Annotated in this window: 22 protein-coding genes; 4 read left to right on the top strand and 18 right to left on the bottom strand. The window is 67.9% G+C overall.

The window, feature by feature from the left end:
- Positions 1 to 21 precede the first annotated feature (21 nt).
- Positions 22 to 510, top strand: coding sequence for a D-glycero-beta-D-manno-heptose 1-phosphate adenylyltransferase (rfaE2, locus tag BRO63_RS00750; protein WP_088138081.1), 489 nt, complete (start codon positions 22 to 24; stop codon positions 508 to 510).
- A gap of 19 nt (positions 511 to 529) precedes the next feature.
- Here rfaE2 and BRO63_RS00745 read toward each other — a convergent pair whose 3' ends face one another.
- The 6 genes from BRO63_RS00745 to BRO63_RS00720 all read right to left on the bottom strand — a co-directional run bounded on the left by BRO63_RS00745 (position 530) and on the right by BRO63_RS00720 (position 7561).
- A complete protein-coding gene (locus tag BRO63_RS00745) occupies positions 530 to 1861 on the bottom strand; it encodes a TolC family outer membrane protein (RefSeq protein WP_088138172.1) in 1332 nt (443 codons plus the stop codon).
- A 79-nt stretch (positions 1862 to 1940) separates the two neighbouring features.
- Positions 1941 to 2621 carry a protein-L-isoaspartate O-methyltransferase family protein gene (locus BRO63_RS00740; RefSeq protein ID WP_059377489.1) on the bottom strand — a complete coding sequence of 227 codons (681 nt, stop codon included), beginning with the start codon at positions 2619 to 2621 and terminating at the stop codon, positions 1941 to 1943.
- A gap of 98 nt (positions 2622 to 2719) precedes the next feature.
- The gene (thiD, locus tag BRO63_RS00735) at positions 2720 to 3562 is read right to left on the bottom strand and encodes a bifunctional hydroxymethylpyrimidine kinase/phosphomethylpyrimidine kinase (RefSeq protein ID WP_088138080.1); all 843 of its coding nucleotides are present in this window, start codon (positions 3560 to 3562) and stop codon (positions 2720 to 2722) included.
- On the bottom strand, positions 3559 to 4362 hold the full coding sequence (locus tag BRO63_RS00730; RefSeq protein WP_088138079.1) for a thiazole synthase: 804 nt from the start codon (positions 4360 to 4362) through the stop codon (positions 3559 to 3561). The genes thiD and BRO63_RS00730 overlap by 4 nt, the downstream gene beginning before the upstream one ends.
- 149 nt (positions 4363 to 4511) lie before the next feature.
- Positions 4512 to 5399: a cobalamin-binding protein gene (locus BRO63_RS00725; RefSeq protein WP_373557756.1), complete on the bottom strand. Its 888-nt coding sequence runs from the start codon at positions 5397 to 5399 to the stop codon at positions 4512 to 4514.
- A gap of 116 nt (positions 5400 to 5515) precedes the next feature.
- Complete coding sequence (locus BRO63_RS00720; protein WP_088138077.1) at positions 5516 to 7561, bottom strand: TonB-dependent receptor; 2046 nt, start codon at positions 7559 to 7561, stop codon at positions 5516 to 5518.
- 442 nt (positions 7562 to 8003) lie between these two features.
- On the opposite strand from BRO63_RS00720, the gene metH reads away from it, so the two are divergent.
- Positions 8004 to 11777 carry a methionine synthase gene (gene metH, locus BRO63_RS00715; protein WP_088138076.1) on the top strand — a complete coding sequence of 1258 codons (3774 nt, stop codon included), beginning with the start codon at positions 8004 to 8006 and terminating at the stop codon, positions 11775 to 11777.
- 63 nt (positions 11778 to 11840) lie between these two features.
- On the opposite strand, the gene BRO63_RS00710 is transcribed toward metH, so the two are convergent.
- Genes BRO63_RS00710 through BRO63_RS00700 form a run of 3 tightly spaced genes read right to left on the bottom strand, consistent with a single transcriptional unit; the run spans position 11841 to position 15134 of the window.
- Positions 11841 to 12626, bottom strand: coding sequence for a citryl-CoA lyase (locus BRO63_RS00710; protein WP_088138075.1), 786 nt, complete (start codon positions 12624 to 12626; stop codon positions 11841 to 11843).
- Complete coding sequence (locus BRO63_RS00705; RefSeq protein ID WP_088138074.1) at positions 12623 to 14140, bottom strand: class I adenylate-forming enzyme family protein; 1518 nt, start codon at positions 14138 to 14140, stop codon at positions 12623 to 12625. Before BRO63_RS00705 ends, BRO63_RS00710 begins: the two co-directional genes overlap by 4 nt.
- A gap of 10 nt (positions 14141 to 14150) precedes the next feature.
- Positions 14151 to 15134, bottom strand: coding sequence for a Bug family tripartite tricarboxylate transporter substrate binding protein (locus BRO63_RS00700; protein ID WP_088138073.1), 984 nt, complete (start codon positions 15132 to 15134; stop codon positions 14151 to 14153).
- 102 nt (positions 15135 to 15236) lie between these two features.
- Here BRO63_RS00700 and BRO63_RS00695 point away from each other — a divergent pair, with 102 nt between their 5' ends.
- Positions 15237 to 16034, top strand: coding sequence for an IclR family transcriptional regulator (locus BRO63_RS00695; RefSeq protein ID WP_088138072.1), 798 nt, complete (start codon positions 15237 to 15239; stop codon positions 16032 to 16034).
- Here BRO63_RS00695 and BRO63_RS00690 read toward each other — a convergent pair.
- The 4 genes from BRO63_RS00690 to BRO63_RS00675 form a co-directional block, all read right to left on the bottom strand.
- Positions 16031 to 16576, bottom strand: coding sequence for a DUF934 domain-containing protein (locus BRO63_RS00690; protein ID WP_088138071.1), 546 nt, complete (start codon positions 16574 to 16576; stop codon positions 16031 to 16033). The two genes, BRO63_RS00695 and BRO63_RS00690, sit on opposite strands and share 4 nt — an antisense overlap.
- Positions 16569 to 18311 (bottom strand): nitrite/sulfite reductase, encoded by a 1743-nt coding sequence (locus tag BRO63_RS00685; RefSeq protein WP_088138070.1) that lies wholly within the window; start codon positions 18309 to 18311, stop codon positions 16569 to 16571. The genes BRO63_RS00690 and BRO63_RS00685 overlap by 8 nt, the downstream gene beginning before the upstream one ends.
- 250 nt (positions 18312 to 18561) lie before the next feature.
- On the bottom strand, positions 18562 to 18753 hold the full coding sequence (locus BRO63_RS00680) for a DUF2970 domain-containing protein (protein WP_088138069.1): 192 nt from the start codon (positions 18751 to 18753) through the stop codon (positions 18562 to 18564).
- 76 nt (positions 18754 to 18829) lie between these two features.
- Entirely contained in the window at positions 18830 to 19765 is a 936-nt protein-coding gene (locus tag BRO63_RS00675; protein WP_088138068.1) for a LysR family transcriptional regulator, read from the bottom strand.
- A 289-nt stretch (positions 19766 to 20054) separates the two neighbouring features.
- On the opposite strand from BRO63_RS00675, the gene BRO63_RS00670 reads away from it, so the two are divergent.
- Complete coding sequence (locus BRO63_RS00670) at positions 20055 to 21392, top strand: DUF3100 domain-containing protein (RefSeq protein ID WP_088138067.1); 1338 nt, start codon at positions 20055 to 20057, stop codon at positions 21390 to 21392.
- 60 nt (positions 21393 to 21452) lie between these two features.
- On the opposite strand, the gene BRO63_RS00665 is transcribed toward BRO63_RS00670, so the two are convergent.
- The 5 genes from BRO63_RS00665 to BRO63_RS00645 form a co-directional block, all read right to left on the bottom strand.
- The gene (locus tag BRO63_RS00665; protein ID WP_088138066.1) at positions 21453 to 21959 is read right to left on the bottom strand and encodes a hypothetical protein; all 507 of its coding nucleotides are present in this window, start codon (positions 21957 to 21959) and stop codon (positions 21453 to 21455) included.
- A gap of 200 nt (positions 21960 to 22159) precedes the next feature.
- Positions 22160 to 22759 (bottom strand): glutathione S-transferase, encoded by a 600-nt coding sequence (locus tag BRO63_RS00660; RefSeq protein WP_088138065.1) that lies wholly within the window; start codon positions 22757 to 22759, stop codon positions 22160 to 22162.
- 25 nt (positions 22760 to 22784) lie between these two features.
- The gene (locus BRO63_RS00655; protein ID WP_088138064.1) at positions 22785 to 24491 is read right to left on the bottom strand and encodes an FAD-binding protein; all 1707 of its coding nucleotides are present in this window, start codon (positions 24489 to 24491) and stop codon (positions 22785 to 22787) included.
- Positions 24492 to 24496: 5 nt separating this feature from the next.
- Positions 24497 to 25225 (bottom strand): SDR family NAD(P)-dependent oxidoreductase, encoded by a 729-nt coding sequence (locus BRO63_RS00650; RefSeq protein WP_088138063.1) that lies wholly within the window; start codon positions 25223 to 25225, stop codon positions 24497 to 24499.
- A 9-nt stretch (positions 25226 to 25234) separates the two neighbouring features.
- On the bottom strand, positions 25235 to 25987 hold the full coding sequence (locus BRO63_RS00645; protein ID WP_088138062.1) for an SDR family NAD(P)-dependent oxidoreductase: 753 nt from the start codon (positions 25985 to 25987) through the stop codon (positions 25235 to 25237).
- Positions 25988 to 25990 lie beyond the last annotated feature (3 nt).

The following is a 25990-nucleotide window of genomic DNA, read 5'->3' as shown; positions in this document are numbered from 1 at the left end:
CCGGGGCGATACAATCGCCGCATGCTAGCCGCCCGTTTCGAATCCAAGGTCCTGTCCCGCGACGAATGCGTCGCTGCCGTCGCCGCCGGCCGCTTGCCGCGGCCGCTGGTGTTCACCAACGGCGTCTTCGACATCCTGCACCGGGGCCACGCGACCTACCTCGACCAGGCCGCCCAACTGGGCGCGACCCTGGTGGTGGCGGTGAACACCGACGAGTCGGTGCGGCGCCTGGGCAAGGGCGCTGAGCGCCCGCTGAACCGCATGGAAGACCGCGCCGCCTTGCTGGCGGCGCTGGGCTTCGTGACCGTGGTCACGTCCTTCCATGAAGACACGCCCGAAGCCCTGATCGGCCAGCTCAAGCCCGACCTGATCGTCAAGGGCGGCGACTACGACATGGAAAAGCTGCCCGAGACCGCCCTGGTCAAGACCTGGGGCGGGCGCGCAGTGGCGATTCCGTTCGAGTTCGAGCGCTCGACCACCGCGCTCGTGAAGAAAATCCAGAACCAGTAAGCAGGGCGCCGCAACTGGCTCAGCGCGGTTCCCGCAGCAGGCGGTTGATCGCTTCCAGGTCCGCTTCGGCCAGGATGCCGCTGGTGGCCTTCAGGCGCAGGCTGGTGAGCACGGTGCTGTAGCGCGCCAGGGCCAGATCGCGCTGGGTGGCGTAAAGCTGCTGCTGGGCGTTGAGCACGTCCAGGTTGATGCGCACGCCGACTTCGTAGCCGGTGCGGTTGGCTTCGACCGCGGCGCGGCTGGATTTTTCGCCGGCTTCCAGCGCCTGGATGCGCGCCAGGCCGCTGGTGACGCCGGTGTAGTACTGGCGCGCGGCCTGGACGGCCTGGCGGCGCGCCGCCTCGTAGTCGTGGCGCGCCTTCTGTTCGAGCTGGACCTTTTCGGTCACTTGCGACGAGACCCCGCCGCCCGAGTACAGCGGAATCGACAGCACCACGCCTATGGTGCTGTCGATGGGCTTGCCGGGCGCGGCATTGCGCATGACGGCGTCGCTGGCGCTGCCGCTGCTGGCGCGCAGGTTCAGGGTCGGATAATGGCCGCTCTTGGCGATCTGGATCTCGCGTCCGGCGATGCGCGTCAGGAGCTGCGCGCGCAGCACGTCCAGGCTGGAGGACTCGGCCTGGTTGCTCCAGTCGGCCACGCGGGCGGGCTGCGGCGCGGGCAGTTGCACGCCATAGGGCAGTTCGGACAAGGCGCCGGGAGCCGTGCCTATGATCTTGGCCAGTTCGTCGCGGCGGACTTCCAGATCGTTCTGCAGGCGCAGTTCCTGCGCCACCACCAGGTCGTAGCGCGCCTGCGCCTCGTAGGTGTCGGTGATGGTGGCGTTGCCGAGTTCGAAGTTGCGCTTGGCGGACTCCAGCTGCCCGGCCACGGCGGCTTTCTCGGCCTCGGTGGCGGTCAGCGTGTCCTGGGCGTAGAGCACGTTGAAATAGGCGTCGGCCACGCGCAGCAGCAAGTCCTGGTAGGCCTGTTGCAGCTGCACTTCGACGTCGGCGACGATCAGCTTGGATTGCTCGAAGTTCTGCCAGCGGCCCCAATCGAATAGCGGCTGGGTCAGGGACAGGTCCCACACGCCGCGTCCGCCGCTGTAGGCGATGCCCATGCCACGGGTGCTGCGGGTTTCCTGGTAGGCCCCGCCCGCTTCGGCGGAGATCAGGGGCAGGAGCAGGGAGCGCGCCTGGGGTTCTTTTTCGAGGCCGGCGCGGTAGTTGGCGCGCGCGGCGGCGTAGATCGGGTCATTGCCCAGCGCTGATTGCCAGATCTGGATCAGGTTCTGCGCGCGGGCAAGCGACGGGCCGACGCTCGCGGCGCAGGTAAAAACCAGTAAAGCCGTTAGCAATCGGACACGCATGATGGTCAACGATACGCCGGGCCGTCCGGGACGCCGCAGCCCCGTCGGAGGGGCAGGCACCCGGCGGCGGGGTTGGGGGTCAGAACTTGAACTGGGAGACCGTGACGCCGCGCAGCGGCTTGATGACGGTTTCGAACAGGTTCACGGTTTCGAAGCTGGCCGCGGTGGTGCGGGTGATGCGACAGGCCGTCATGACGGGGGCCTGGCCCACGATCACGACCAGGCGGCCGCCCACGCGCAACTGGTACTTCAGCGCGTCGGGGACGGTCGGCACGGAACCGGTGACGAGAATGGCGTCGTATTCGGTGGAACCCCAGCCGTTGCGGGCGTCGCCGGTTTCGACCTTGACGTTGGTGACGTTGTTCATCTGCAGGTTCTGCTGCGCGAACGTCACCAGGCGGCTGTCGATCTCGACCGAGGTGACCTGCTGCGCCAGGTAGCCCAGCAGCGCGGCCTGGTAGCCGGAGCCGGTGCCGATTTCCAGCACACAGTCGGACTTGGTCAGCAGCAGCTCTTGCGCCAGGCGGGCTTCCACCTTGGGCGCCAGCATGTTCTGGCGGGTGTTGACCGCGTTGATCTCAAGCGGCAGTTCCAGGTCGGAAAACGCCAGCGCGCGCAGGGCCGGCGGAACGAATTGTTCGCGGCGCACATCGAACAGCGCTTGCAGCACGTTGGCGTCCAGAACATCCCAGGGGCGGATCTGCTGTTCCACCATGTTGAAGCGGGCTTGTTCTACGTCGGGCAGGGTCGAAGCGTTCATGACGGTCAGAAAAAACAGAGGAATCAACAGACCATTGTACCGATTCGTAGCGCACTGTGACGCCCGACCCCGCCGACAGATGTTTCAGACGCCCGGATCTACCACCAGGCGTGGAAGTGGTGCACCGGACCGTGGCCCGACCCCACCGACAGGCGCTCGGCGTGGCGGATGGCCTCCGTGAGGTAGGCCTTGGCGCGGCGCGCCGCCTCGGGCACGTCCCCGGTTTGGGGCAGCAGCGCGGCCAGCGCCGCGGACAGCGTGCAGCCGGTGCCGTGGGTATTGACGGTCTCGATGCGGTGGCCGGGCAGCTCGATCATGCGGTCGCCGTCGTGCAGCAGGTCGATGGTTTCGTTGCCGGGCAGGTGGCCGCCCTTGACCAGCACCCAGCGCTCGCCCGAATGCGCCAGCTTGTTGCGCAGGCGTTCGGCCACGCGCCGCATTTCCTTGACGGTCTCGACCGGGCGTTCTTCCAGCAGCACGCCGGCCTCGGGCAGGTTGGGCGTCAGCAGGGTGGCCTGGGGCAGCAGGGCCTCGCGCATGGCGCCCACGGCGTCGCGCTCCAGCAGCAGGTCGCCGCTCTTGGCCACCATGACCGGGTCCAGCACCACGTGGGCCGGGGTCCACTTGGCGAGCTTCTCGGCCACCACCTGGATCACCGGCTGCTGGCCCAGCATGCCGATCTTGACCGCGTCGATGCGCACGTCCGCGAACAGCGTGTCGATCTGCTGGCCGACGAAAGCGGGCGGGACGGCGGAGATGCCGGTGACGCCCTGGGTGTTCTGCGCCGTCAGCGCGGCGATCACCGCGCAGCCGTACGCGCCTAGCGCGCTCATGGCCTTCACGTCGGCCAGGATGCCGGCGCCGCCGGACGGGTCGACGCCGGCGATGGTCAGCGCGTTGGGGATGGGACGGCCGCTGGCGGCCTGCTGGCGGCTGCTCATTTGGGGGCGCCTGCCGTGATCAGGCCTTCGTTGGGCGAGCTGGGGGCGCCGCTGTACAGCTTTTTGGGCATGCGGCCGGCCAGGAAGGCCTCGCGGCCGGCTTCCACGCCTTTCTTCATGGCGCTGGCCATCAGGATGGGATCGCGCGCGCCGGCGATGGCGGTGTTCATCAGCACGGCGTCGCAGCCCAGTTCCATGGCGATGGCGGCGTCCGAGGCGGTGCCCACGCCGGCGTCCACCACGATGGGCACGCGCGCCTGCTCGATGATCAGGCGCAGGTTCCAGGGGTTGAGGATGCCCATGCCCGAGCCGATCAGCGAGGCCAGGGGCATCACGGCGACCGCGCCCAGGTCTTCCAGCATGCGGCACTGGATGGGATCGTCGGTGCAATACACCATCACCTTGAAGCCTTCGTCCACCAGGGTCTTGGTGGCCTTGAGCGTTTCCGGCATGTTGGGGAACAGGGTCTGCGGGTCGCCCAGCACTTCCAGCTTGACCAGCTCATGGCCGTCCAGCAGTTCGCGCGCCAGGCGCAGCGTGCGCACGGCCTCGTCGGCGCTGTAGCAGCCGGCGGTATTGGGCAGCAGCGTGAATTTCGACGGCGGGACGTAGTCCAGCAGGTTCGGTTCGCCGGGGTTCTGGCCGATATTGGTGCGGCGGATGGCGACCGTCACGATCTCGGTGCCGCTGGCATCCAGCGCCGCGCGGGTCTGTTCAAAGTCCTTGTACTTGCCGGTGCCGACGAGCAGGCGCGACGAGTAGGCGCGGCCGGCGATGGTGAGAGTGTCTTGAGTGGTCATGGCGGAGGTTCAAAGGGCGGGTGCGCACGATGCGAGGCCCGCGGGGACTGGCGATTCGTTGCTCGAATGATAAAGCACGACGCCGCGCGGCAGACGTGTCCGGTGAAATGTAGCGTTCCACTATTTGCAGATCGCGGCGCGGACATGGGTCAGCGCAGGCGGTCCAGATCGGCGCAGATCGCCTCGGCGGCATCGATCAAGCGCGGACCGGGGCGGTACAGAGCGTCGGCGTCCACGCCGTACACGTGCCCCAGCCGCGCGGCGGGCAGCCCCAGCGCCTGCCAGGCAGCCAGGTTGCGGGCGGCGTCCTCGGGGCGGGAAATGCCGGCCAGCACCGCCTCGGGCCGCGCCGCCAGCACGCTTTCCAGCGTGACCTGGGGCGCCACCACGGGCGCCTGGCCGAAGACATTGACGCCGCCGCAGACGCGCAGGGCGTCGCTGACGATGCTGCTGTCGTTCAGGGTGTAGATGGGATCCAGCCCCGCCTGCACGAAGACGCGCACGGGACGGCGGCCGGCATGGCGCGCGGCCAGGGCGTCCAGGCGCGCGCGCAGGGCCTGGGCCGCGGGCCGCGCCTGCGCTTCGGTGCCGAACAGCGCGCCCATGCGTTCGACCGCGTCGGGGATGGCGGCCAGGGTCTGCGGGTCGCTGTAGAACACCGGCACGCCCAGCTTGTCCATCACCCGCGCCAGCGGCGCGGCGGCGCCGGGCTGCCAGGCGATCAGCAGATCGGGGCGCACGGCCGCCACGCGTTCGGGATCAGGCTGGGTGCCGTCGCCGATGACGGGCAACTGGCGGGCGGCGGGCGGATAGTCGCTGCCGCGGATGGTGGCGACGAGGCGGTCGCCCGCGCCTGCGGCAAAGACCAGTTCGGTGGCGTGCGGGGCCAGCGTGACGGCGCGCCGGGCGGGAGCGGCCAGCGGCACCGTGCGGCCTTGGTCGTCGCGGACCTGGATGGCGGCGGCTGCCGGGCCGGGCGCGGCTTGCGCGGCTGCGGACGGCGGCATGGCAAGGCCCGCCAGAAGGCCCGCAACCAGCAGCGCGCCCAGGGCCGGGTACGGCCCCGGAACGGCGCGGGGATGGGTACGTGCGTAGGTCATGCAGGAAGCCGATATAGCCAGCGGGGAACGCCGACTATATCGGAATGCCGCCATCAATAGCGCAGCGTGAGCGACGCGTAGAAGTTGCGGCCAGGCGCGGGATACAGGCTGTAGTTGGCGACCGGACCCAGCATTTCGAACGAGGCATTGCCGCCGCGGATGCCGTAGGTGGCGTACTGGCGGTCGAAGATGTTGTTTACGCCGATGGCGCCTTCGATGTTGCGCGTGAACTTGTAGGCCACCTTGGTGTTGAACAGCACGTAGGCGTCCAGCTCCTTGGCGAACTGGTTGGCCTGGTCGTTGTCCATGCGCGACTTGCCCACGTATTGCGCCGTCACGTTCCACAGGAACGCATCGGTGGGGCGCCAGGTCACGCCGGCGTTGGCCAGCCACTTGGGCGCCAGCGGCACGGTCTTGCCCGCCAGGTCCACGCCGGCGTAGGTGCCGGAGCGGAATTGCGCTTCCATCCAGGTCAGATTGGCGTCCAGCGACACGCTGCTGGAGATCGCGGTGTGGCCTTCCAGTTCGATGCCTTGGCGGCGGGTCGGGTCCAGGTTGGTGTTGGCGCCCGTGCCCGGACCCCAGATGCCATCGGCCAGCGGGTTGTACTGGATCTCGTTGGTCAGGTCATAGCGGAAGTACGACAGGCGGGCGCTGCTGCTGGCCGACTGCCAGGTCACGCCGATTTCCTTGTCGGTGGAGGTCTGCGGCGCCAGCGGGGTCTGCACCGACAGCAGTTCGTCGGCGTTGGGCAGGCGGAAGCTGCGGCCGACCTTGCCGTACACGCCGAAGCCGGCGGGCAGGTCCTGGCGCACGCCCAGCTGCCAGGCGGTCAGGTGGTTGCTGCGGTCCGACGCCGTGCCCGAGCCGGAAATCACGTCCAGGTCGTCGGAGGCGTATTGGCGGCGCACGCCGGCCGTCACATAGGTGCTGTCGGTGGCGCGCACCTGGCCTTCGGCGAACAGGCCGTACTGGTGCTGGCGCGACTGCCACTTCGAGGGCTGGAAGTCGTAGTAGGCGTTCTGGTTGGCGGTGGTCTTGGCTTCCTGGCCGTCGGCGCCGAAGACGATGCTGTGGCCGCCGTTGATCGGCAGGCGGTAGCGCACGCTGGCGATGTTCTCTTCCAGCTTCTGGTCGCGCAGGATGTCGCCGAAACCGTCGTAGGTCAGGCCGTCGAGCTTCTTCTCGCGGGTCGACAGGTCGGCGTACAGGGTGCCGGCGCCGATCGCCTGCTCGAGCTGCAGGCCGAAGGTGGTGGTGGTGGTCTTGACGTAATCGACGTCGTTCTTCGAGCCGCGCGGATCGTCCTGGTATTCGTTCAGGCCGGTCTTGGGGTTGATCGTGCGCGGGCCGGGCAGCTCCAGCTTCTGCGTGGTGGTGCGGCCGTACAGGCGGATCGAGCCGTCGTCGTGGCGGAAGGTGATGCCGCCGCCGCCGCCTTCGCGGCGCTCGCCGCTGTGGTCGCGGTAGCCGTCGCTGTGCAGCGACTGCATGTAGGCGTCGATGCCGACCTTTTCATTGTTCATGGCCACGGCGGCGTCGTACTGGCGCAGGCCGTAGCTGCCGAAGGTGGCGGTGGCGCGGGCGGTGACCGGCTCCTTGGAGAAATCGGAACGGGTGATGATGTTGATCACGCCGCCGGTGGTGCCGCCGCCGTATTGCACCGAGCCGCTGCCGCGCACGATTTCAATGCGCTCGACCTGATCCAGCGGCACCACGCCCAGGCTGGGCGCCGACAGGTCGTTGGTGTTCTGCTTCACGCCATCGATCAGGATCAGCGTGTTGCTGGCGCCGGTGATGCCGAAGCCGCGCAGGTCAACGATGGAGTTGTCGCTCGAGCTGCTGGTGTTGATCAGGTGGATGCCGGCCTGGGTCGACAGCACTTCCTGCATGGTGCGGGCGCTAGATGCGGCGATGTCTTCGGCGGTGATGACCGAGATCGACACCGGCAGCGTGCGGCCGTCGGTCGGCACGCGCTGGGCGGTGACCGTGACGGCGTCGAGCTGGGGCGTGGTGGAGGCGGCTTGCTGGGCGGCGGCGATGGCCGGGGCGGAGCAGAGCAGGGCGCCGGCGTAGCGCCGGATGGAGCGGGTTTTCATCTACGTAACCTCGATGCGACCCGCGACCCCGCAGGCCATTCACGATGGGGAGGTCGTCCACGCCGCGGCGGGCCGGTGAGGGCCTGGCGGCACTGCATGGACTTCCTGGCGATCGAACTGGCCGGTATCGGGCTGCCATGGGCACATTGCGCGCATGGGGACCGTTGCGGGGGCAGCACAGGCTGGAGCCAGGGTTTGCCGGCGCCTTGTGGGGCCGCAGTCCTGGGAGGTTCTTCCTGTTTCCCGTTTACCTTTCGCGCGCGGCTGGCAAGTGTTGCGTTCTTGCCTGCCCTGTGCGCCGAAAGCACCGGTTCGGGGCCGAAACTGTATCACCGGGAGGCGCGGATAGGCCCATTTTGTTACGATCAGGGCTTGTTTTTGCGGCGTTTTTCGCTTTTTCGCCACATAGCGCCGCCATCGCCAACTCCATCCGGACCTGCCCGTGTCGTATCCCCGCCTGCCTTACCCGCCCGAAGCCTATACCCATGGCGGCGAATTCGCCCGCCTGCTGGGCAAGCGCATCCTGATCCTGGATGGCGCCATGGGCACCATGATCCAGCGCTACAAGCTGGGCGAGGCGGATTTCCGCGGCGAGCGCTTCGCCGGCCATGGCAAGGACGTCAAGGGCAACAACGAGCTGCTGTCGCTGGTGCGTCCGGACGTGATCTCCGAGATCCACCGGCAATACCTGGAAGCGGGCGCCGACGTCATCGAGACCAATACCTTCGGCGCCACCACCATCGCCCAGGGCGACTATGAGCTGCCGGAACTGGCCTACGAGCTGAACCTGGTGTCCGCGCGCCTGGCGCGCGAGGCCTGTGACGCCTACAGCACGCCCGAACGACCGCGTTTCGTGGCCGGCGCGCTGGGCCCGCAGCCCAAGACCGCCTCGATCTCGCCGGACGTGAACGATCCGGGCGCGCGCAATGTCACCTTCGAGGAACTGCGTGTCGCCTACGTCGAGCAGCTCAACGGCCTGCTGGACGGCGGCATCGACATCGTCCTGATCGAAACCATCTTCGACACCCTGAACGCCAAGGCGGCCATCTTCGCCACCGAGGAAGTGTTCGAGGCGCGCGGCGTGCGCCTGCCCGTCATGATCTCGGGCACGGTGACCGACGCGTCCGGCCGCATCCTGTCCGGCCAGACCGTGGAAGCCTTCTGGAACTCGGTGCGCCACGCGCGCCCCATCACCATCGGCCTGAACTGCGCGCTGGGCGCGGCGCTGATGCGCCCCTACGTGGCCGAGCTGTCCCGCATCTGCGACACCTACGTCTGCGTCTACCCCAACGCCGGCCTGCCCAACCCCATGGCCGAAACCGGCTTTGACGAAACCCCGGCCGACACCTCCGCGCTGCTGGAGGAATTCGCCCGCGCCGGGCTGGTCAACATGTCGGGCGGCTGTTGCGGCACCACGCCGGACCACATCCGCGAAATCGCGGCCAAGGTCATGTCGCTGACCCCGCGCGCCGTGCCGGACATTCCGGTCAAGACCCGCCTGTCGGGCCTGGAGCCGCTGAACATCGACGAAGACACGCTGTACGTCAACGTGGGCGAACGCACCAACGTGACGGGCAGCAAGATGTTCGCCCGCCTGATCCGCGAAGAGAAATACGACGAGGCGCTGGCCGTGGCCCGCCAGCAGGTCGAGAACGGCGCGCAGATCATCGACATCAACATGGACGAGGCCATGCTGGATTCGGTGGCCTGCATGCGGCGCTTCCTCAACCTGATCGCCTCCGAGCCCGACATCGCGCGCGTGCCGATCATGATCGACAGCTCCAAGTGGGAGGTCATCGAGGAAGGCCTGAAGTGCGTGCAGGGCAAGCCCGTGGTGAACTCGATCTCCATGAAGGAAGGGCTGGAACCCTTCCGCCACCATGCGCGCCTGTGCCGCCGCTACGGCGCGGCCGTGGTGGTGATGGCGTTCGACGAACTGGGCCAGGCCGACACGCTGGAGCGCCGCAAGGAAATCTGCGGCCGCGCCTACAAGATCCTGGTCGAGGAAGAAGGCTTCCCGCCCGAGGACATCATCTTCGATCCCAACGTCTTCGCAGTCGCCACCGGCATCGACGAGCACAACCACTACGCCGTGGACTTCATCGAAGGCACGCGCTGGATCCGCGAGAACCTGCCCCACGCCCGCATTTCCGGCGGCGTGTCCAACGTCAGCTTCTCGTTCCGCGGCAATGAGCCCATGCGCGAGGCCATCCACACGGTGTTCCTCTATTACGCCGTCAAGGAAGGCATGACGATGGGCATCGTCAACGCCGGCCAGCTGGGCGTGTACGCCGACCTGGATCCCAAGCTGCGCGACCTGGTCGAGGACGTGGTGCTGGATCGCGCCGAGCCCGTGGGCAAGACGGAGGCCGATGACGAGCGCACCCCGACCGAACGCCTGGTGCAGTTCGCCGACAGCGTGAAGGGTTCCGGCGCCAAGAAGGAAGAAGACCTGACCTGGCGCAACGCGGAGGTCGAGGCGCGCCTGTCGCACGCGCTGGTGCATGGCATCACCGCCTTCATCGTCGAGGATACCGAGGAAGTGCGGCAGAAGATCGCCGCGCGCGGCGGCCGTCCGATCGAGGTGATCGAAGGCCCGCTGATGGACGGCATGAACGTGGTGGGCGACCTGTTCGGCGAGGGCAAGATGTTCCTGCCGCAGGTGGTGAAGTCGGCCCGCGTCATGAAGCAGGCGGTGGCCCACCTGATCCCCTTCATCGAGGAAGAAAAGCGCCAGATCGCGGCCGCCGGCGGCGACGTGCGCGCCAAGGGCAAGATCGTCATCGCCACCGTCAAGGGCGACGTGCACGACATCGGCAAGAACATCGTGTCGGTGGTCCTGCAGTGCAATAACTTCGAAGTCGTGAACATGGGCGTGATGGTGCCCTGCGCGCAGATCCTGGAAAAGGCCAAGGAAGAGAACGCCGACATCGTCGGCCTGTCCGGCCTGATCACGCCCAGCCTGGAAGAAATGGCCTACGTGGCCAGCGAGATGCAGCGCGACGAATACTTCCGCAGCCGCAAGCTGCCGCTGATGATAGGCGGCGCCACCACCAGCCGCGTGCACACCGCCGTCAAGATCGCGCCGAACTACGAAGGCCCGGTCATCTACGTGCCGGACGCCAGCCGCTCGGTGGGCGTGGCGACGAACCTGATGTCGGACCAGTCGGCAACGTATCTGGCGGAATTGGCCGAGGAATACGAAGAGGTGCGCCGCCGCCACGCCAACCGCAAGGCCACGCCCATCCTGCCGCTGGCGGACGCGCGCGCCTCGCGTCCCGCGATCGACTGGGACAACTACACGCCGCCGCGCCCCAAGTTCATCGGCCGCCGCACCTTCAAGAGCTACGACCTGGCCGAAATCGCCAAGTACGTGGACTGGGGCCCGTTCTTCCAGACCTGGAGCCTGTTCGGCCCGTTCCCGGCCATCCTGGACGACAAGGTCGTGGGCGAGCAGGCGCGCAAGGTCTACGCCGACGGCCTGGCCATGATGAAGCGCATCATCGAAGGCCGCTGGCTCACCGCCAACGGCGTGGTGGGCTTCTATCCGGCCAACAGCATCAACGACGAAGACATCGAGGTCTACAAGGACGAGACCCGCAGCGAGGTGCTGTTCACCTACCGCAACCTGCGCCAGCAGGGCGCCAAGCGCGAAGGCGTCAGCAACAAGTCCCTGTCCGACTTCATCGCGCCCAAGTCCAGCGGCAAGCTGGACTACATCGGCATGTTCGCCGTCACGGCGGGCCTGGGCATCGAAAAGAAGGAAGCGGAATTCGAAAAGGCGCTGGACGACTACTCCAGCATCATGCTGAAGTCGCTTGCCGACCGCCTGGCCGAAGGCTTCGCCGAATGCCTGCATGCCCGCGTGCGCCAGGACCTGTGGGGCTATGCGCCCGACGAGGCCCTGTCCAACGAGGACATGATCGCCGAGAAGTACGTGGGCATCCGCCCCGCGCCCGGCTACCCGGCCTGCCCGGAACACGTCATCAAGACCGACATGTTCCGCGTGCTGGACGGCGCCGACATCGGCATGATGCTGACCGACAGCTATGCCATGTACCCGGCTTCCAGCGTGTCCGGCTTCTACTTCAGCCACCCGCAGTCGCAGTACTTCAACGTGGGCGTGATCGGCGAAGACCAGCTGCAGGACTACGCCGCCCGCAGCGGCCGCAGCATCGAAGACCTGAAGCGCACCCTGGCGCCGAACCTGGGTTGAACGCTGCCGGGGGAGCGGCCAGGCGTACTCGCCGGCCATTCCCCCGTCCCTGCGGATGCGCCGTTACGCTTGCTCTGCGTCCTGATGCGTCTTGCCACGGCCCACATAGGGTATGGCGTGGTCTATGGTTTCCCAGATGTAGCGCCCGGACGGGCTTTGCTGTTCCTCGGCCACGTGCGACACCAGGCCGGCCGCGCGCGAGATGACGGCAAAGCCGCGCATCAGTTCGGTCGGCACGCCGATCTCGCTGAGCAGCGCCGCGACCGCGCCGGTGGCATTGATGGTGATGTGCTTGCCGTAGGTCTCGTCGATGGCGGCCGAGAGCAGGCGCAGCGCCTTGAGCGAGTCGCCCTTGAGATCCGGCTCGGCCTCGGCCAGCGCCAGCAGCTTGATCGAGCGCGGATCGTCGGGCTTGTGCAGATGGTGGCCGAAGCCTGGCAGGGCGCTGCGCGATTCGCGGAATTCGCGGGCGATCGCCAGGGCTTCCGTGCGACCATCGTCGGCCTGGCGGATGCGGTCCAGCAGGCGCGAACAGTTTTCCATGGTGCCGACGAACTGGCTGCCCACCGCCATCAGCCCCGACGCCACCGCGCCCTGCAGGTTTTCCGGCGCGCTCATGTAGATCAGCCGCGTGGCGATGGCGCTGGGCGTCAGACCATGCTCCATCAGCGTGACCAGCACCGCGTCGACGATGCGCAGGTCCACCGGGCGGGCCTCGCGGCCCAGGATCTGCATGATCATGACTTCGGTGAAGGTCTTCTTGCCGATCAGGTCTTCGACCAGGTCCACGTCGCGGTAGGACATGCCGGTCAGATGATGCGCGCAGAGGCGGGTTTCGGGCGTTTTCATGAGGTCTCCTTCAGGGCCGCGTCGCGCACGGCGTTTTTCAGCACCTTGCCGACGCTGGAGCGCGGCAGGCTGTCATGGATGTGGAATTGCTTGGGCGTGGCCACGGGGCCGAGCAGGCCGCGCACGTGGGCCTTGAGCTCATCCGCGCTGGCCTGCGCGCCGGGATGGAACTGCACGGCGGCGTGGACCGCCTCGCCCCATTTGTCGTCGGGCAGCCCGAATACCGAGCACTCGTAGACGGAAGGGTGCGCGGACAGCGCGTTCTCCACGTCCACCGGATAGATGTTGAAGCCGCCCGTGATGATCACGTCGCGCAGCCGGTCCTTCAGAAACAGATAGCCGCGCGCGTCGATCAGGCCGGTGTCGCCGGTATGCAGCCAGCCGTCCACCACCGTTTCGGCGGTCTTTTCGGGCAGGCGCCAGTAGCCCGACATGACCAGGTCGCCCTGCACCACGACCTCACCGATCTCGCCGCGCGGCAGCAGCGCGCCGTCTGGCGACATGATGGCCACGTCGCTGAGCCAGGTGACGCGTCCGACCGAGGCGCGGTTCTCCGGGGCTTCCAGGTCGGCGGGCCGCAGCACCGTCATGATCTGCGGCGCCTCGGTCTGGCCGTAGGTGGTGCCCAGCACCGGGCCGAAGAATTCGCGCGCCCGGTCGATCTTTTCCACGGGCATGGGCGCGCCGCCGTAGATCAGGTTGCGCAGGCGCGGGAAGTCGGCGCGCGAGACGCCGGGCTGCGCCATGATCATGTAGATCAGCGTGGGCGGCATGAAGCTCAGCGTGCCGCCGCGCTCGCGGAAGGCGGCGGTGATGCTGGCCGGCGTGACGCCATCCAACAGCAGATGGGCGCCGCCGCGCGCCAGCACTGGCAATAGGTAGGTGCCGGTGCCATGCGTGATGGGGGCGGCCACGACGTAGCGGTCTTCGTGGGTGAGCCCCCAGCTCATGATCTGGTTGATGATGCCCGCGTTCCACGCGTGGTACGGCTGCATTACGCCTTTTGGCAAGCCGGTGGTGCCGCCGGTGAACTTGATGGCCTGGGTGGCGTCGCGCGGCAGCGCATGGCGTTGCGGTTCGCGTCCGGCGCAGCGGGCCAGCAGCTCATCCAGCGCCAGCGGCGCCGCCGCGTCTTCCAGATGGATGTGGCGGCGGCCTTGTGGGGCCTGGGCCTCGGGCGCCAGCGGCGCGCCCACGCCGTCCACGATCACGATGGACGGCTCGGTGGCGTCCAGGATGCGCCCGATCTCGCGCTCGGTGCTGCGGTAATTGAGCGGCACCCACACCTTGCCGCTGGCCAGCACGGCCAGCAGCGCCAGGATGTGCCGCGCGGAGTTGCCGGCGCAGATCGCCACCCGCGTCTGCGGCGCCGGATCCAGATCCTGCAAGGCCGCGGCCAGCGCCCGCGTGTCGGCGGCCAGCCGCGAGTACGTGGCCTGGCCTTCGGGGCCGTCCAGCGCGATGCGTTCCGGATACTGCTCGGCGGCGCGGAAGAAGAAATCTATCGGGTACATCCTGGTGTTCCTAGTTGGCTTTGAGGTTGGCGCTCTTGACCACCTTGCCCCACTTGTCGATCTCGCTGGCGATCTTCGTGGCGTAGGTCTCGGGCGTGTTGGGCTGCTGTGGCGCGTAGAAGCCGGACTGCTGGTAGGACGCCTGCAGCGCCGGGTTGGCCAGCGCCTTGTTGATGGCCTGGTTCAGGCGCTCGACGACGGGCTTGGGGGTGCCGGCAGGCGCCATCACGCCGAACCAGGATTCCACGTCGAAGCCGGCCAAGCCGGATTCGGCCAGCGTGGGCGTGTCGGGCGCGGAAGGCAGGCGCTGCGGCGAAGTGACGCCGATGGCGCGCAGCTTGCCCGCCTGCACGTGCGGCAGCGACGAGGGCAGGTTGTCGAACATGGAATCCACCTGGCCGCCCAGCAGGTCGGCCACGGCCGGGCCGCTGCCGCGGTACGGCACGTGCAGGATGTCGGTGCCGGTCTGCATCTTGAACAGTTCGCACGACAGATGGATGGACGAGCCGCTGCCCGACGAGGCGCAGGTCAGCTTGCCCGGGTTCTTCTTGGCGTAGGCCACGTATTCCTGCACGGTCTTGACCGGCAGCTTGGGATTGACCACCAGGATGTTCGGAATGGTCGCCAACAGGCCCACGGGCTCGAAGCCCTTCACGAAGTCATAGTTGAGCTGGCTGTACAGCGTGCGGTTGATGGTGTTGGCGATGGAGCCCACATACAGCGTGTAGCCGTCGGGCGCGGCGCGCGCGACGATTTCCGCGCCGATGTTGCTGTTGGCGCCGGTCTTGTTCTCGACCACGAAAGTCTGGCCCAGCGCTTCCGAGAGGGACTTCGCCATCAGGCGCGCCACGATGTCGGTGGCGCCGCCGGCCGCGTAGCCGACCACCAGCGTCACGGGACGCTCGGGATAGGGCTGGGCCGCCAGGGCCGGGGCCGCGAGCAGCGTGCCCAGGGCGGCCGCCGCGGCGGCCCACCGCTTGCTTTGCATCTTCATTGTTGTCTCCGTCCTGTTTGTCTAATATTTGGACAGCTCTGCGTCTGCCCGGATTCATATTGGGCTTTGATAAGGGCCTCATCAACGCAAGCTGTCCAGAAAATGAACAAACCAGAATCCGAAGGCTCGGGGCCGCGCGTGTTGCGCCGCGGTCTGCGCGTGCTGGGCGTGCTGCGGCAGGCGGGCGCGGCGGGCATGCACGTGGTCGACATCGCGCGCGCGGCGGGCATGCAGCGGACCACGGCCTATCGCTATCTCGACGTGCTGGTGCAGGAGGGCTACGCCTTGCGCGAGTCCGAAGCGCCGCGCTGGCGCGTGGCCGAGCTGGGCGTGATGATGGCGGGCGATCCGCATGCGCAAGCTGTGCGCGGCCTGCGGCCGGTACTGCGCCAGATCAGCGACGTCAGCGGCGATTCCGCTTTTCTCATCTGCCGCGCCGGCAACGATTCGCTCTGCCTGCATCGTGAAGTGGGCAACTATCCCGTGCAGGTGCTGGCGGTCACGGTGGGGCACCGACAGCCGCTGGGCGTGGGGGCGGCCGGGCTGGCGCTATTGGCGGCGCTGCCGCCCGCCGAGTCGGAAGAGGTGATTGCGCAGAACGAACAGGCGCTGCGCGCGTACGGCGGCATGACGGTGGCGCAGATGCGGCGCCTGGTGGAGAACACGCGCGGACGCGGCTGGTCCGTGGTGGGCAATGCGGCGGTGCCTGGCGTGTTGGGTGTGGGCGTGGCCTTGTGCGACGCGGGTGGCTATCCGCGCCTGGCCGTCAGCGTGTCCAGCCTGATCAGCCGCATGCAGGCGGCGCGCCAGCGCAATATCGCCGACCTGATCCGCGCCCAGTTGGCGCAGGATGAGGTCAGGACGCAGCGCTGGGCGCTGCCGGGGTTTCCGGCCGCCTAGGCGGCTGCCGGCGCCGGCACCCGGTAGGTCTTCTGGTAATGCACCGTGAAAGTCCTGAAGGCTTCCAGGGCCTTGTGCGGATCGTGGCCGGGCTTGACCAGGAAGCTGTCGAAGCCGACGCGCGCCTGGTAGTGGATGGTGTCGATCATCACGTCGCCGACCGCGCGCAGTTCCCCTTGCCACTGGTAGCGCGTGCGCAGCAGCTGCGCCAGCGAATACCCGCGGCCATCGGTGTAGACCGGGAAATCCACCGCGATGAAGGCGATGCCGGCGGGATCCAGCGTGCCGTCGGCGTCGGCCAGGTCCCGCAGGTCGGCATCGGGGTCGAGCAGGACTGCGACCGGATGCTGGTGGCGGCGCAAGGTGGCGCGCGAGGTCTTCCAGGTGGACAGCGGCACGATCCAGCCAGGCGCGTCGCCAGGCACCTGACCTTCGGCGGGCACTTCGGGCTCGGGCGTGAAGAGGCGCGCGGTGTCGGCCTCCAGGCGGCCGTTGCGGATCAGGTGCGGGCCGGGGGCGTCGTGCGGATAGATTTCAGACATGGGCGGCCTCGGCTTGCGGCGCGGGTTTGGCGAAGGCGGGATCGGAGTAGACGTCCTGCTTGAAGGGATCGATGCCGACGCGGTCCACCACGTCGATGAAGCGTTCCTCTTCGCTGTCGCGCAGGCCCAGGTAGGTGCGGATCAGGCGGTCCACCACGCCCGCGACCTGCTCGCGCGCGAACGACGGGCCGATGATGCGGCCGATGGCGGCGCCGCCGCCGCGTGTGGATTCGATGTCGGGCAGCGGCTTGGCCGCGCCGTTCTGGCGTCCGCCGATGGTCACCTGATACCACTCCTCGCCGGCCTTATCGACCCCGAGGATGCCGATATGGCCCACGTGATGGTGGCCGCAGGAGTTGATGCAGCCCGAGATGTTCAGGTCCAGCTCGCCGATTTCGAACAGATAGTCGAGGTTGTCGAACTGGCGCTGGATGGCTTCGGCCACGGGGATCGAGACGGCATTGGCCAGCGCGCAGAAATCCCCGCCCGGACAGGCGATGATGTTGGTCAGCAGCCCGATGTTGGGCGTGGCCAGGTTCAGCGCCTGCAGCGTGGTCCAGAGGTCGTGCAGGCGGGCGCGGCGCACGTCGGCCAGGATCAGGTTCTGTTCGTGCGAGACGCGCAGTTCGCCGAAGCCGTATTCGTCGGCCAGGTTGGCCACCGCGTCCATCTGGTCGGCGGTGATGTCGCCCGGGGGCACGCCGGTGGGCTTGAGCGACACGGTGACTGCGGCATAACCGGCCACCTTGTGCGGGTGCACGTTGGTGCGCAGCCAGCGCGCAAAGCGCGGATCGGCGGCGGCCAGCGCGGCGGTGTTGTCCACGTCCTGCGCGGCAGCGGCATCGTATTGCGGCCAGACGAAACGGGCCTTGATGCTGTCGACGAATTCCTGGGTGATGGTGTCCGGGCCGCCCTTGATGAGCTGCCACTGTTCGTCCACCTGCTGCGCATAGACTTCCGGCGTCAGGTCCTTGACCAGGATCTTGATGCGCGCCTTGTACTTGTTGTCGCGGCGGCCATGCAGGTTATAGACCCGCAGCGCGGCCTGCAGATAGGTCAGCAGGTCCTGCCATTCGACGAAGGGATTGATCAGCTTGCCGACGATGGGTGTGCGGCCCAATCCGCCGCCGACCCAGACGCGAAAGCCCAGCTTGCCGTCGCGTTCGACGGCCTGCAGGCCGATGTCGTGCACGCCCACGGCCGCGCGGTCCTGTACCGCGCCGCTGACCGCGATCTTGAACTTGCGCGGCAGGAAGGCGAATTCCGGATGCAGCGTGGACCACTGGCGGATGATCTCGCACCACACCAGCGGATCGACCAGCTCGTCGGGCGCGACGCCGGCGAAGTGGTCGGTGGTGGTGTTGCGGATGCAGTTGCCGCTGGTCTGGATGGCATGCATCTGCACGGTGGCGAGTTCGGCCAGGATGTCCGGCACGTCTTCGAGCTTGGGCCAGTTGAACTGGATGTTCTGGCGGGTGCTGAAATGGCCGTAGCCGCGGTCCCATTTGCGGGCGATGTGCGCCAGCGTACGCAATTGGCGCGACGCCAGGATGCCGTAGGGGATCGCGACGCGCAGCATGGGCGCGTGGCGCTGGATGTACAGGCCGTTCTGCAGGCGCAAAACGCGGAATTCATCTTCCGTTAGTTGGCCATCGAGGAAGCGGCGCGTCTGGTCGGAGAATTGCGCCACGCGTTGCTCGACGAGCTGCTGGTCGACGGGGTCATACACGTACATGTCTACTGCCCTTGAAGTCTTCTCGGTCTGAGCCCTTGCGCTCGCCTGGCGCAATGCGGCAGGGGAAAGGGGTTCATAACCGTAACAGGCAGCTGCGGCGACCGTCTAAGTCATTCTGGTAATAAGATCATGCCGCCTGCGTTCCATGATCCGCGGGCATGAATGGATTGCTGCATGATGGGCGGCGCGCGTTTGTCGCCTGGGTTCTTGCCCCGGTTTTACCGCGCTTCACCCATCCTGCGGGCCACTTCTACAGTGCCGCGTTCACCGCCCACTTCGCCACCACGACCAGGATGATCACCAGACAGGCTGCCATCAGCAGCCCGGTCAATATCAAGGGCGCCGGCTTGTTGTTGGCGATGTCGGCATCGTAGCCGCGCCCGCGGCGTACGCCGAAGAATCCCCACAGCACGGATTTGACCGTGCGCAAGAAACTCAGCATGTTGTCTCTCCTGGCGTCGTGGCGGATAGCGCCAATGTAGGCTGCCGGACGTCGGGGAAACAGATGCAGATCCGCCTTACCCGACCGTATCAGACGCCGGACCGGTCGGGGCGCCGATGCCGCGCACGATGTGGTCCAGCAGTTCGCGCGCGGCGGGGGACACATGGCGGCCGGCGCGGCTCAGCACGTGCAGGCTGCCCTGGTTGAGGATGGGGTTGGCCAGCGGCAGGCTGGCCAGGCGCTGTGCGCGCAAATCGGCGGTGACCGCGATGGGCGGCGTCAGCGCGTAGCCGATGCCGGCGGCGGCAAATTGCCACAGCGCCTTGAAGGACGAGGTGGTCAGCACATTGCGCAGCCGGACCTGCTCGCTGATCTCGGCGGCCTGGATATGCTGGCGCACGCCGAACCCTTCCTGCATGGCGGCGCCGGGATAGTCGGCCAGGTCGGTCAAGAGCAGCGGGCGGCGCAGCAGGGTCAGCGGGTGGTCTTCGCGGACGATGGCGCGGATGGGCTCGGGCCGCGAATAGTGGGTGCGCAGGCGGGCGTCGTTGGGCGGCTGGAACACCAGTCCTATATAGGCGCGGTCGTCGACGATGCGCTGCACGATCTCGGACGTGCGCGCCACGTCGATGTCCAGAGTGACCTCGGGGTGGCTGCGCCAGTAGCCGGGCAGCACGCGCTCGAACATCAGCTCCACGAAACCCTCGCCCAGCACCAGATCGATATGTCCCCGTTCGGCCTTGCGCAGGCTGTCGATCTCGGAGAAGAAGCTCTCCTGGATGTCCTGTTGGCGCTTGATGTAGCGCGCCAGGATGTGGCCCGCGTCGGTCGGCACCACGCCGCGCCCGCGGCGCTCGAACAGGGCGATGCCGCAATCGCGTTCCAGCGCGGCGATGGCGCGGCTGACGGCGGACGGGTCCATGTCCAGCACTTCGGCGGCGCCGCGCACCGAGCCGCGGCTCATGACCTGCATGAAATAGTGAGTGCGGCGGGCGTCGAGTTTTTCATCCATGGCGGGGCTCCGTGGCGGGAGTGCGGCGGCAGATCCACAGCTACAATCTAGGGTTTACCCTTGCATGATCCGAGATCATGCAAAATTTTCCCTGGAAAAGCCTATCCGTTGCATTTTACGCAACGTTTATGCGCCAACCCTGTCATGGTTGCGCGCCGGGCCCCCGGCGAAAATCGGCCCTGCTGCGCGCGCCGTCGCCGCCGCCGCGTTGCGACGTCCACCCGGACGCCGGCCGGCCGGGATCGCGGCGGGCAGCCACGACGACTATTCACGTACTCAGGGGAATCCGATGTCACACGCCAGCGCCAGCCTGGCCGCGCCTTCCATGCCGCTATCCGGGCGCATCCGCATGCTTGCCGCCATCTTGCTGGTGGTTGTCGTTTCCGAAGCGATCGGCAGCGCCACCTTCAACGTAGGCCCGGGCAAGATCATTCTGCAGCCGATGCTGTGGGCCATCTTCATCGGCGCCGTCGTGGCCGCCTTCGGCCAGCGCATGCCGGCCGGCCTGAACATCGACACTGCCATGCAGACCCGCATCAGTGGCTATCTGCAATACGCGCTGCTGCCCTTCCTGGCCAAGCTGGGCCTGATGGTGGGCGGCGCCTTGCCGCAGGTGCGCGAAGCCGGCTGGGCCCTGGTGTTCCAGGAATTCGGCCACTTCTTCGGCACCATGGCCATCGGCCTGCCGCTGGCGCTGCTGCTGGGCATCAAGCGCGAGGCCATCGGCGCCACCTTCTCGGTGGGCCGCGAGCCCAGCCTGGCCATCATCGGCGAGCGTTACGGCATGAACTCGCCTGAAGGCCGCGGCGTGATGGCCGAGTACATCACCGGCACCGTGATCGGCGCGCTGTTCGTGGCGCTGATGGCCGGCTTCATCACCAGCCTGAACATCTTCGATCCGCGCTCGCTCGCCATGGGCGCCGGCGTGGGCTCGGGCAGCATGATGGCTGCCGGCGTGGGCGCGATCGCGTCCCAGCAGACGCCCGAAGTCGCGCACCAGGTGGCCGCGCTGGCCGCCGCCGCCAACCTGCTGACCACGGTGGTGGGCGTGTACTTCACGCTGTTCATTTCGCTGCCGACCACCATCTTCCTGTACGGCAAGCTGGAACCCGTGCTGGGCCGCTTCTCGCGCGGCAAGGCCGAAACCGTCGCCGCTGATGATGAGGTCACGCAGGACGCGCCCGCGCATGGCGTCAAGATGGGCTTCGGCGACCGCCTGACCGCCTACGTCATCTGCGGCCTGTTCGCGCTGGTGGGCAACCGCCTGGGCTACAACGTGCCGTTCGCCGACGCCTTGCCGGGCATGGGCATTATCATCCTGCTGGTCGTCCTCACCGACCTGGTGCTGCGCGTCGTGCCCAAGCTGCCGGCCGTGTTCGTGCTGTCGCTGATCGCCATGACCGCGGGCTGCCCCGGCGTGCTGCCGTACTCGGACCAGATCATCGCCATGGTCGGCAAGGTGAACTTCCTGCCGTTCACGACCGTGATCCTGGCCATGGCCGGCCTATCAATCCTCAAGGACCTGCCGGCGTTCCGCAAGCTGGGCTGGAAGATCGTGGTGGTGTCCCTGGCCGCCAATGCGGGCACCTTCCTGGGTGCGACGATGATCGCGGAATTCTTCCACTGATCGACGCCTGGTTCCGCATGCAAAGCCGCCTGACTTGTCAGGCGGCTTTTTTTTGCTTGGTCAGGGAGCGAAGCCCGGCCGGTAGCGCGCGTTGTCCGTGACATTCTCGGTCGCGCCGATGTTGGCGACCTTGGGGATGCCCAGGCCGGCTGCCTTCATGGCCACGGCGGTCTGCAGTTCCTGGACCTGCGGATTGCCCATGGCGACGCGGTAGGCCTGCAGCGGCATCAGGCCTTCGATGGTGCCCAGGTCGTTGGCGGAGCCGGCGCGCTGGGCCACGGGGTCGGGCTGCGCGGCAAAATCCTCAATGGCGCGGCGCATGCGCGATGCCGCGTGCAGGTCGCGCAGCGCGTCCGTATTCGAGGCGCCAAAGGAGGTCAGCGGCAATGGCTGGCTGTCGCGTTCGCGGTCGATGTGCACCGCGTGGGCGGCGGCCGCTGACCGGGCCGCGTGGACGTGGGCCACGCGTTGGGTTTCGGGGAATGCGCGCGTGGCGTCCAGCGCGGCGGAGCGCGTGGGGTAGGGCGCGTCAGCCCGGTGGATGGCGGAGATCGCAGCGACGTTCATGCTGGGCCCCTTCTGTTGATGGCCGGCGGATCGGCCCGCCTGCCGACTTCACTGTAACAGCTGGGGGCGATCCGGGCGAAAAAAAGGCCCCTGCACGCGTCAGGGGCCTAGCGACGCGGCTCGGGGCCGCGCCGTACCAAGGCAGGTGATGGCCAGGGAGCCCGGCGGGTTCTCCCGGCCCTGCGCCTGCCCGAATTGGATCAGGGCTTGGTGGCCTGCATGGACGGACGCTGGCTGAAGGTCTCGTACCAGGCGGCGGTGGCCGGGTGGCCGGCTCGCCAGTCCAGGTCGGGGAAGCGGAAGTCCAGATAGCCCAGCGCGCAGCCGATGGTGATGGTGCCGATGTCCAGGCGGCCTGCAAGCGCGGCGGCGTTCTTTTCCACCAGCGCGAGGCCGTCGCGGACCTTGCCCAGCTGGCCCTCGACCCAGCCGTCCCAGCGCAGCGCTTCCGGACGCAGCACGGTTTCATAGCGGGCCAGCAGCGCCGCGCCCAGCATGCCGTCGGCCATGGACTGTTCCGTCAGTACCTGCCAGCGCGTCTTGCCGGCCGGGAACAGCGAGCCGCCGCCCAGGTCGTTCAGGTATTCGCAGACCACGCGGCTGTCGTACAGCGCCTGGCCGTCGTCGGTGATGAAGGTGGGCACTTGGCCCAGCGGGTTGGTGGGGATGATGGTCTGGTCGCGCGCGACGGGTCCGGCTGCGCTCGGCAGCTTCTCGATGCGGTCGGCCAGGCCGAGTTCATGGGCGATGACCATGCATTTGCGCACGAAGGGCGAGGCGGGCGAATAGAAGATTTTCATGGGAATCCTTGTCGGTGGAGAGGCGTCAGTGTTGTGCATGCGCCAGATGTTGTCCAGCGATCCAGCCGAAGGTCAGGGCGGGACCGAGCGTGATGCCGGGGCCGGGATAGGCGCCGCCCATCACGGACTGCATGTCGTTGCCGGCCACGTAGAGGCCGGGGATGGGCGCGCCTGCGGCGTCCAGGGCCTGGGCCTGCGGATTGGCGGCGATGCCGCAGGCCGTGCCGATGTCGCCGGGATAGACCTTGACCGCGTAGTAGGGGCCCGCAGCCAGTGGAGCGAGGCAGGGGTTGGGTTCGTGTTCCGGGTCGCCCAGGTAGCGGTTGTAGGCGGTCGACCCCTTGCCGAAGTCCGGATCCCGGCCCTGGGCCGCGTGGGCGTTGTAGCGTTGCACCGTGGCTTGCAGCGCGTCGGCGGGCACGTCCAGCCGGGCGGCCAGCGCCGCCAGCGTGGCGCCTTGCAGCAGATAGCCTGCGTCGATCAGGTGTTGGCGCGGCCGGCCGCCCGGCAGCGCCAGGCCCAGGCCCCAGGTGTCGATGAAGCGCTGGTCGCAGATCAGGAAGGCGGGAATGCTGGGCGTCGCGTCATGGCTGCGGTACATGGCCTGCACGAACTCGTGGTACGAGGCTGATTCATTGACAAAGCGCTGGCCTGCGCCATTCACGGCGATGAGGCCCGGCTTGGCCCGGTCCCACACCAGATGCGGGTAGTGCAGGCGCTTGCCGTCCTTGGATACCAGCACGGAGACGGGCGCCCAGAACGCCGGGCTGGCGTGGCCCGTGCCGAGCGCGGCGCCTGCGGTTTCCGACAGGCGGATGCCGTCGCCCGTGTTGTCCGCGGGCGACATGGACCAGAGACCGGTGGGCTGCGGATAGCTCTGCGCGCGGCGCGCCGGGTCCCAGGGAAAGCCGCCCGTGGCCATCACCACGCCGCGTCGCGCGCGGATGTTCAGCGTCTTGCCGTCGCGTTGCACCGCCGCGCCCAGCACGCGGCCCGAAGTATCGCGGTGCAGCGCCAGCGCCGGCGTGTCCAGCCAGTACTCGATCCTGCGCGCCAGCAGTCCGTGGAATAGCTGCGCGGCCAGCGCATTGCCCAGCAGCAGCCGCGTGCCGCGGTGATAGCCGCGCGCGCGGTCGGCGGCATAGCGCAGCGCCAGCTTCATGCTGTGGCGCCAGGCCGCGAACGAGCGCGTGGCGCGCAGCAGATGGCGCACATCGGTGATGTTGACCATCATGCCGCCCAGCACCGTGAATTCCTTCAGCGGATCGCGCAGCAAGCGGAAGTCCCGGCCCAGCTTGCGGCCGTCGAATTCCAGCGGATCCAGCGACCGCCCGCCCATCGCGGCGCCGGGCAGGTCGGGGTAGTAATCGGGCGAGGCGGTGCGCGCCGCCAGGTCCAGGATGCCGCGCGACACCAGGTAGTCCATCATGCGCGGGCCGGCGTCCAGGTAGGCGCGCTTCATGTCGTCGGGAGCCGCCGCGCCCACGGTTTGCTCCAGGTAGGTCCAGACCTTATCAAAGCTGTCCGGATGGCCGGCGGCTTCCGTCTGCGCGTTCAGCGGTATCCATAGCGCGCCGCCGGAGATCGCGGTGGAGCCGCCGATGCGGCCGGTCTTCTCCACCAGCAGCACGTCCAGTCCTTCTTCCCGCGCCGTCAGCGCGGCGGCCATGCCGCCCGCGCCCGAGCCGACGACCAGCGCGTCGACTTCCTTGTCCCACATAATGCCTTCCATGCTGCCTATGCTCCCGAGCCGCCCAGCGATTTGCCGCCGTCCACGAAGATGACCTGGCCAGTGATGAAGTCCATGTGCGGCGCGGCCAGGAAGGACACGGCATTGGCGATGTCTTGCGGCTGGCCCGCGCGGCCGGTGGGCTGCAGGGCCAGTTGGGCCGCGAGGCGTTCGGGCGTGAGGTTGCGCAAGAGCGGTGTGTCGATGAGGCCGGGGGCGATGGCATTCACCAGGATGCCGCGCGGCGCAAGCTCCATAGCCGAGGCCCGCGTGTAGCCGACCAGGGCCGCTTTCGAGGCCACGTAGTGCGGATGGTTCCTTGCGCCCAGATAGGCGCGCGAGGCGATGTTGACGATCTTGGCGCCCGGCGCCATGTCGCGCGCGGCCTCTTGCGTCAAGCTTGCCACCGCCAGCAGGTTGACGTCGAAAGCGCGGCGGTAGTCGGAACTGTCGACTTCAAAGAACTTGCGCTCGTCGAACAGCCCCGCGTTGTTGACCAGCGCGGCCAGGGGCGCGAGCGCGCGCGCCAGCGCGCGGGTGGCGGCTTCGTCCGTCAGGTCCACCACGCGGTACTCCACGTCCAGCCCTTGCGCATGCAGCGCCTCGGCCTCTTTCGCGGCCAGTTCCGCGTTGCGGTCGGCCATCACGACGCGAAAGCCGTCGCGCGCCAGCCGCTCCACGATGGCAAGACCCATGCCGCTTGCGCCGCCCGTGACTAATGCCGTGCCCAGATTCATGATGGTTCCCTATACGGCCAGATAGCCGCCGTCCACGGGCAGCACCACGCCGTTCACGTAGCTGGCCATGTCCGAGGCCAGGAACAGAACCGGGCCCACGATTTCGTCGGCCCGCCCCGCGCGCGCCATGGGGGCGCGCTGCATGTACCAGTCCGTGCCCTGCGCCTGCGCGCGCTGGCCCGCCGTCATTTCCGTTTCCATCAGACCGGGGGCCACGGCGTTCACGCGCACGCCATGCGGCGCCAGGTCGCGTGCCAGCACCTCCGTGAACGAACGCACGCCGCCCTTGGACACCACGTAGCCCGCGGTCGAAATGCTGCAGCCGTAGGCCACGATGGAACACAGGTTGACGATGGCGCCGCGCGTGGCCTTTAGCTGTTCGACGAAGGCGTGCGTGACGTTGAACGTGCCTTGCAGGTTCACGCTCATCAGGCGGTCCCAGATCTCAGGCGTCTTGGGATCGTCGAACGGGGCGCGCGCCGAAATCCCGGCGTTGTTGATCAGGATGTCCAGATTGCCGTGTTCGGTGGCGGACCGCTGCGCGAAGGCGCGCACGGCGGCGGCATCCGTCACGTCCAGCGCCGCGTCCGCGGCCTTGCCGCCGGCGGCGCGGATGGCTTGCACCGTGGCGGCGGCCAGCGCGGCGTCGACGTCGGCGACGATCACGGCCGCGCCCTGCCTGGCGAAGCCCTGCGCGATGGCCGCTCCCAGGCCTCGGCCCGCGCCTGTCACGAGCACCCGCTTGTCTTGCATCGATATCATGGT

It is taken from the genome of Achromobacter xylosoxidans (genome assembly GCF_002192695.1).
GTDB classification, from domain to species: domain Bacteria; phylum Pseudomonadota; class Gammaproteobacteria; order Burkholderiales; family Burkholderiaceae_B; genus Achromobacter; species Achromobacter xylosoxidans_C.
The sequence above is the reverse complement of the archived record's forward strand: the minus strand, read 5'-3'. Positions and strand labels throughout refer to the sequence as shown.

Excerpts from the sequence above, each read along its gene's own strand:
- rfaE2 (WP_088138081.1), top strand. The coding sequence starts at position 22 with ATGCTAGCCGCCCGTTTCGAATCCAAGGTCCTGTCCCGCGACGAATGC.
- BRO63_RS00745 (WP_088138172.1), bottom strand. The coding sequence starts at position 1,861 with ATGCGTGTCCGATTGCTAACGGCTTTACTGGTTTTTACCTGCGCCGCG.
- BRO63_RS00740 (WP_059377489.1), bottom strand. The coding sequence starts at position 2,621 with ATGAACGCTTCGACCCTGCCCGACGTAGAACAAGCCCGCTTCAACATG.
- thiD (WP_088138080.1), bottom strand. The coding sequence starts at position 3,562 with ATGAGCAGCCGCCAGCAGGCCGCCAGCGGCCGTCCCATCCCCAACGCG.
- BRO63_RS00730 (WP_088138079.1), bottom strand. The coding sequence starts at position 4,362 with ATGACCACTCAAGACACTCTCACCATCGCCGGCCGCGCCTACTCGTCG.
- BRO63_RS00720 (WP_088138077.1), bottom strand. The coding sequence starts at position 7,561 with ATGAAAACCCGCTCCATCCGGCGCTACGCCGGCGCCCTGCTCTGCTCC.
- BRO63_RS00710 (WP_088138075.1), bottom strand. The coding sequence starts at position 12,626 with ATGAAAACGCCCGAAACCCGCCTCTGCGCGCATCATCTGACCGGCATG.
- BRO63_RS00705 (WP_088138074.1), bottom strand. The coding sequence starts at position 14,140 with ATGTACCCGATAGATTTCTTCTTCCGCGCCGCCGAGCAGTATCCGGAA.
- BRO63_RS00700 (WP_088138073.1), bottom strand. The coding sequence starts at position 15,134 with ATGAAGATGCAAAGCAAGCGGTGGGCCGCCGCGGCGGCCGCCCTGGGC.
- BRO63_RS00695 (WP_088138072.1), top strand. The coding sequence starts at position 15,237 with ATGAACAAACCAGAATCCGAAGGCTCGGGGCCGCGCGTGTTGCGCCGC.
- BRO63_RS00690 (WP_088138071.1), bottom strand. The coding sequence starts at position 16,576 with ATGTCTGAAATCTATCCGCACGACGCCCCCGGCCCGCACCTGATCCGC.
- BRO63_RS00685 (WP_088138070.1), bottom strand. The coding sequence starts at position 18,311 with ATGTACGTGTATGACCCCGTCGACCAGCAGCTCGTCGAGCAACGCGTG.
- BRO63_RS00680 (WP_088138069.1), bottom strand. The coding sequence starts at position 18,753 with ATGCTGAGTTTCTTGCGCACGGTCAAATCCGTGCTGTGGGGATTCTTC.
- BRO63_RS00675 (WP_088138068.1), bottom strand. The coding sequence starts at position 19,765 with ATGGATGAAAAACTCGACGCCCGCCGCACTCACTATTTCATGCAGGTC.
- BRO63_RS00670 (WP_088138067.1), top strand. The coding sequence starts at position 20,055 with ATGTCACACGCCAGCGCCAGCCTGGCCGCGCCTTCCATGCCGCTATCC.
- BRO63_RS00665 (WP_088138066.1), bottom strand. The coding sequence starts at position 21,959 with ATGAACGTCGCTGCGATCTCCGCCATCCACCGGGCTGACGCGCCCTAC.
- BRO63_RS00660 (WP_088138065.1), bottom strand. The coding sequence starts at position 22,759 with ATGAAAATCTTCTATTCGCCCGCCTCGCCCTTCGTGCGCAAATGCATG.
- BRO63_RS00655 (WP_088138064.1), bottom strand. The coding sequence starts at position 24,491 with ATGGAAGGCATTATGTGGGACAAGGAAGTCGACGCGCTGGTCGTCGGC.
- BRO63_RS00650 (WP_088138063.1), bottom strand. The coding sequence starts at position 25,225 with ATGAATCTGGGCACGGCATTAGTCACGGGCGGCGCAAGCGGCATGGGT.
- BRO63_RS00645 (WP_088138062.1), bottom strand. The coding sequence starts at position 25,987 with ATGATATCGATGCAAGACAAGCGGGTGCTCGTGACAGGCGCGGGCCGA.